Raw genomic sequence first — 6122 nt, 5'->3', positions numbered from 1 at the left:
CGTTGACTCTATAAACTATATTACCTTCCACTCTAATTAAGGTAAATATGAAAATAACATCAAGTATAAATTTATCCTGATAATTAAAGCCATACCACATAAATACAATTAACAATCAAATATAACGCTGAATTACAAAACGAAATATGTCGAAATACTTTCCTTTCCATGAAAAATAGGTTCAATGGACGATGATCGCTACCGGTTATTTTTCTTTTCGCCACATCTTATAACCACTAGCGTGCATACTTTTTCCCAACAAGTGCGTCGCAACCGGTGCCGTCAGCAAAATAAATAACATGGTGCCTAGTACACGTGAGGTTACTGTAATATCCGGAATCCCCACCGCTACAGCAGCCAACAACGCTGTTAATCCCATAGTATTAGCTTTGGTTGATGCATGCATTCGGGTATAAAGATCCGGCATTCTTACCACACCAATACTAGCAACGATAACAAAAAAGGTTCCGATACAGAGCAAAATTCCCGTTATGATTTCCATTACTCTTCCTCCTCTAATGTTCTCTTCGCTATAAAGCTTGAGAAAGCAATCGTGCCCAAAAATGCTACCAGACCTAGCGTTATCGCAACGTCTAATAATGATTTTTGCCCACTATCTAAAGTATGTACTGCAATAAATCCAACGGTAATGAATGCAATCAAATCGAGTGCAACCACTCTATCCGCCAAGGTCGGTCCTAATATTAACCTAATCAACACCATCACCAAGCTAAATAATAATCCAGCGTAAGAAATGGTAATAGTAAACTGTAACCAACTATCCACGAGTCACCTCCAAAATACGCTTTTCCATCCCTTGCTTAATAGTTTGAATAACCTCTTCATGTTTAGGTGCGAACATAGCGTGAACGACCAAGTGTTTTTTATCTTCTGTGACATCCAAACTTAGACTGCCTGGCGTTAATGACACCATATTAGCCAGTAGCGTAATTTCTAAGTCTGTCGTCACGTCCAGAGGCACATAAACAATATCCGGGTCACTCAAGTGTGTTGGCGTCACCACATCCCAAACCACTTGAGCTGCGGAAATCACCATCTCATAGCAGAAACACAGAAACAGCTTAATCACCGCACTGAAGCGTGTGAAATAAGTGGATTTCATTCCAAATGGCTGACTTAGTCTCAAAGCAAAGAAGCCAACCGTAAACCCAACCACGAAATTTAGACCACTGTATTCGCCGTTGATCAGCATCCAAGCACCTGCTAGGAAAACATTGAGGAAAAAGTAGTTCATGCTCCACCTCCTAAGACCGCATTGATGTAGGCACTCGGGTCTAGTAACTGCTCTGCTGCTCCCATGGCTAGCTGGAAAAAAGGCTCTGCAATGAATCCAAACAACAGCGCCATTGATGTCAGGCTGATGATAGGTGCGTAATACAACACCTTGGTTTTCTTACACAGTTTTTTCGCTGGCTTATTTTCTGGTTGTGGCTTCCAAAACGCTTCGCTCCAAATTTTGGTCATCGAAAACAGTGTCAGTAGCCCAACAGATAGAGCTGTACCCGCTAACCAATAATACTCAACGTGTAGACTGTCTCGAATAACCAGAAACTTACCCCAGAAACCTGACAAAGGAGGAAAGCCTGCAAGTGAAAAGGCTGGGATCAGGAACAGAAACGCCAGCAATGGTGTCGATTTGTATACCCCGCCTAAGTGGCGCAATTCACTCGTGCCATACTTGCGTTCTAATACCCCACCAATCAGAAACAGATTCGACTTCACGATAATATGGTGGACGATGTAGAAGATCGTTCCAGCAAGCGCTAACGGTGTCGCGATGGCTAGACCCATTGCCATATAACCTAGCTGGCTAATACTGTGGAACGACAAGATCTTCTTTACGTTGAACTGACTCGCCGCACCTAAAACGCCAGCCAACATAGTTAACCCAGCAATCCATAACATTAATGGTTGCCAACCACTGTCCGACAAAGGAAACACAAGGGTGTACATCCGCATAAGCGCATAGATGCCAACTTTAGTCAGTAGTGCAGCAAACAGAGCTACAACACCACTTGGTAACGTATGGTATGACGCTGGTAACCAGGCAAACAGTGGAAATAATGCCGACTTAATGGCGAACGCAAACAAGAATAGCACCGCCACCGTTGACTGAGTTTGCGGGTGAATGGATGCGACTTTCCCATGCAAGTCAGCAAGATTCAACGTGCCCGTTGCCCCATAAAGCAAACCAATCGCCAGCAAGAACATTAGCGTTGAGATCAAATTCAACATTACGTACTTAACGGCTCCATCTACCTGTTCACGAGTGGCATCCAGAACCATTAATCCGAACGACGCAATCAGCATCACTTCAAACCAGACATATAGGTTGAATATATCCCCTGTTAAGAACGCCCCGTAAACACCTGCCAAAAGAATATGGATTAATGAATGGAACAAGCTATACGATGGTTTAGGTCGTAAATCTGCCATGGCATAGAATACGATGATTACCCCAATGAAAGCAGTCATGACTACCATGCCTGCACTCAGCATATCGGCGACAAATACGATACCAAATGGCGCCGCCCACTGACCAAACGCGACCGCTTGTGGGCCCAGAGTAGTGACATCGGCAAACAGCATTACGCTGGCGAGCAAGGTGATTAGCGCACTAACACCACTAATCCACTCAACGTATCTCACACGATTGCGACTAAAGAAAACTAAAGCCGAAGTAAGCACTGAGAGAACGACAGGTAACGTTAACCAAAGCGACATTACTGCTCCTCCTCTGAATACGTCATTTGATCAATATCCGCTGTTAAGGACTCTTGATAGGCTCGATAAAACAGCACAAGCGTGAACACCAATAAACCAAACCCAATAACAATCGCCGTTAAAATCAATGCTTGAGGTAATGGGTTTGCAGCACCTATAGGCGGCACAACTGCATTAGCATCAATCAATGGTGGCTCACCTACTGTCAGCCTACCCGCTGTAAAGATCGCCATATTGACAGCACTACTCAGCATAATTAAGCCAAATAGAACGCGTAACAAATGGCGCTCGAGCATCAAATAGATCCCAGCTGCAACAAACACCCCTACGACCACACTCCATAAAATTTCCATTAGTTAAGCTCCTCACTGACGTGCAGTACCATTCCCATAACACCACCAATAACACCCAGATAAATACCAATATCAAAGATCAATGGTGTGCCGAGCGGAAGTACATCTTTCCACCACAACCCGGTCAAGAAAGGTAAGTTGAATAACAAGCTGATAACGCCTGCGATAAAGCTCAGCAATACGCCAAACATAGCAATACTGAATGGCGCGAAGTGCAATCGCTCACGCACATACTTGGGAGACTCTGCAAACATCAGTAGTGATAAACCAATCACTGCGATAAGCGCACCGATAAAGCCACCACCAGGCGAGTTGTGTCCTCGCATCAGGAGATAGAGTGAGAACACCAACATCAAAGCAGCAACGATATGCGAAGCAGTACCAAAGATCAGCGACTGAATGTTCTTGTAGGTCACACTACCCGGCTTCAGTAGACTGACCGCACATAGCCCAGCCATTACCACCACAACCACTTCACCAAAGGTATCGAACGCACGGAAGTCCACTAGAATTACGTTCACAATATTGCGCCCGTGACCGCCAGGAACGCTGTTGTTAGAGAAGAACTCTGCCACACTGGTATCCATCGGCTGTGAAGTAATGTTGATAAGTAGCATTGTGATGGCAAAACCAATCACACTAGCAACCACTGCGTGGAGCGTTTTTCTTTTTATTGAATGTTGACGAACCGTGGCCAGCTTAGGCACATGACGCATCAGCAAGACCAAAAACACCACCATTAGCGTTTCTACCAAAAGTTGCGTCTTAGCCACATCAGGAGCGCTGTAGATCATAAACACCAAAGTTGTCATGAAGCCGATCATTCCTAACGCCGCAACCGCAAGAAGTTTCGTCTTAGAAACAATGACGACAACCGTGGAGACAATAAGCAGTAATGCTACTGCAAACTCGTAGAACTTAACGTCAACAAGTTGGTTAAGCATAACGTCCGAAGAAATATGAACTTGAGATACCAGTAGTACTGCTAACGCTGAAAATGAAATCAACCCATAAAAACTCATGCGCTTTCGCTGCATCAGATTAGTTTGCCAAGACGCAAATGCCATCATTCCTTTTAGCAAACCATCAAACACCTTGTTCGCATTAGGCAAAGTGATAGATAACCGTGTCCACTGAGCGAGTAGCCAAGGGTAAATCTTATACACTGAGACACCTAGCAAGAGCGTCACCGCACTTAACACCAGAGGCAGATTAATGCCATGCCATAACTTGAGTGGCTCTGGCTCAGATATCGGAGCAATCGAGGTCACGCCGGGTAAAATCACTTGTTCATTAAGCCAGCCAAGCCCCAGAACCGTCGCGAGTACACTCACTAACGCAAGCGTAATTGGAGGAAGCCACAACCCCTTATTTACCTCAATGGGTTTGGCTGGTGTTGGTTCACCCAGGTATTTCCGTGAGAAGGGCTTTATCAGAAGAGCAAGCACCAACGTAACGGTCAGTGCATTGACCACCAGCATTAACAGTACCGCTAACGAGCTCACTTCCAAGCCAGCTTTGTACATGTACTCTTTACTCAAAAAGCCTGGTAGCGGCGGAACGCCCGATGTAGATAGCGCCGCGATAAACGCAGCCACAAAGCTGATTTGTAATACCGGACGTAATCCCCGAAGCACCCCAACCTCACGAGTACCAGTCGCCTTATCGATGTTGCCAATCACCATAAACAAGCCCGCTTTATACATCGAATGAGCAACGATCAACATTAACGCAGACTTAAGCGCCAAATCGGTACCAATACCTAACAAAAACGTCAGCTTGCCGAGAACGACTGTTGTACTGTAGGCAAGCATTAGTTTTAGGTCGGTCTGTTTTAAAGCTAGAACAGCACACCAAAGCGCCGTGAAACCACCCACTGTTGTTAGGGTATAAAACCAAATCTCGCTGTGGGCGTAAATGGGCGAAAGCAGAGCTAATAAAAAGATCCCAGCTTTCACCATCGTTGCCGAATGCAGATAAGCACTCACAGGCGTTGGTGCCGCCATCGCATTAGGTAACCAGAAATGAAACGGGAACTGCGCTGACTTGGTAAATGCACCCAATATAATGAGTAACAATGATGGTACAAACAGTGCGTGGTCATGAATGACCGACGCCTGCTGTAAAATAGTCGTCAATTGATAGCTTTCGGCCATGTTCCCTAAAAGAATCAGACCCGCTAGCATCGCTAAACCACCAGCGCCAGTAATAAGTAAAGACTGCAATGCATTCTTTCTAGAAGTTGGGTTCTCGTGGTTAAAGCCAATCAGCAAATAAGACGTAATGGTTGTTAGTTCCCAAAAAACAAACAGTAACAACACATTATTACTGAGCACTACCCCCAGCATCGCTAACATAAATGCCGTTAAGTAAAAGTGAAATTTGAGGCGGTTTGGATATTCACGCAAATAAGCCAACGCGTATATTTGCACTAAAGTACCTATACCGCTAATCAAACAGGCAAATAGAAATGATAAACCGTCGAGCCTAAAGCTGAGATCTAAGCCTAAGCTTGGAACCCACGATGCAGTCCACGCCACGCCTTCAGGGCTATACAAGTATAAGATTGAAAGAAATATCGACAGAGGAAACACAGCAAACAACGCGAATAGCTGTGAGCTATGCAGGTTTACACGCTCACCTTGTTTGCCGAGTTTATTGGACGTCAATGCAGCCTTTTCGATGTTCAAGTTAATACTCACCTTTATCTACTATATCCAAGTGAATTCACGCTAAATACCAAATTGCAGAAATAGCAAAACGGTCACTTACCATTGCAGCAACCTTATTCGATTAGTTCCATATACCCGAAGCAGTGCTTGTTTTAGATGAAGAGTTTTCTGATAGCCTACATGAAGAAGTGAATAGCTAATTTAATACCAGAACAATCATTGAGCTGATTTATTAATCAATCTTCACATCCTAAACGATATAAATTCTATCCTTGGCGAGTATTTTAGTACCAGAATACAATTGTAAAGAGTCGTTGATTAGTCGTAATTCTAATTTCTGAATGTATAAGAA

The 6122-nt window shown here is 44.2% G+C and carries 6 protein-coding genes; all 6 read right to left on the bottom strand.

Features of this window, described 5'->3' with window-relative positions:
* Positions 1-205: 205 nt before the first annotated feature.
* Genes mnhG through mbhE form a run of 6 tightly spaced genes read right to left on the bottom strand, consistent with a single transcriptional unit; the run spans position 206 to position 5767 of the window.
* The gene (gene mnhG, locus HW45_RS16550) at positions 206-502 is read right to left on the bottom strand and encodes a monovalent cation/H(+) antiporter subunit G (protein ID WP_038228280.1); all 297 of its coding nucleotides are present in this window, start codon (positions 500-502) and stop codon (positions 206-208) included.
* Entirely contained in the window at positions 502-786 is a 285-nt protein-coding gene (locus HW45_RS16545) for a cation:proton antiporter (RefSeq protein WP_038228278.1), read from the bottom strand. The genes mnhG and HW45_RS16545 overlap by 1 nt, the downstream gene beginning before the upstream one ends.
* Positions 779-1255, bottom strand: a complete 477-nt coding sequence (locus HW45_RS16540; RefSeq protein WP_006072307.1) for a Na+/H+ antiporter subunit E — start codon at positions 1253-1255, stop codon at positions 779-781. The genes HW45_RS16545 and HW45_RS16540 overlap by 8 nt, the downstream gene beginning before the upstream one ends.
* Entirely contained in the window at positions 1252-2745 is a 1494-nt protein-coding gene (locus HW45_RS16535; RefSeq protein WP_038228277.1) for a proton-conducting transporter transmembrane domain-containing protein, read from the bottom strand. The genes HW45_RS16540 and HW45_RS16535 overlap by 4 nt, the downstream gene beginning before the upstream one ends.
* On the bottom strand, positions 2745-3098 hold the full coding sequence (locus tag HW45_RS16530) for a Na+/H+ antiporter subunit C (protein WP_006072303.1): 354 nt from the start codon (positions 3096-3098) through the stop codon (positions 2745-2747). Before HW45_RS16530 ends, HW45_RS16535 begins: the two co-directional genes overlap by 1 nt.
* On the bottom strand, positions 3098-5767 hold the full coding sequence (gene mbhE, locus HW45_RS16525) for a hydrogen gas-evolving membrane-bound hydrogenase subunit E (RefSeq protein ID WP_443083042.1): 2670 nt from the start codon (positions 5765-5767) through the stop codon (positions 3098-3100). Before mbhE ends, HW45_RS16530 begins: the two co-directional genes overlap by 1 nt.
* Positions 5768-6122 lie beyond the last annotated feature (355 nt).

It is taken from the genome of Vibrio sp. ER1A (genome assembly GCF_000733315.1).
Classification (GTDB): domain Bacteria; phylum Pseudomonadota; class Gammaproteobacteria; order Enterobacterales; family Vibrionaceae; genus Vibrio; species Vibrio mediterranei.
The sequence above is the reverse complement of the archived record's forward strand: the minus strand, read 5'-3'. Positions and strand labels throughout refer to the sequence as shown.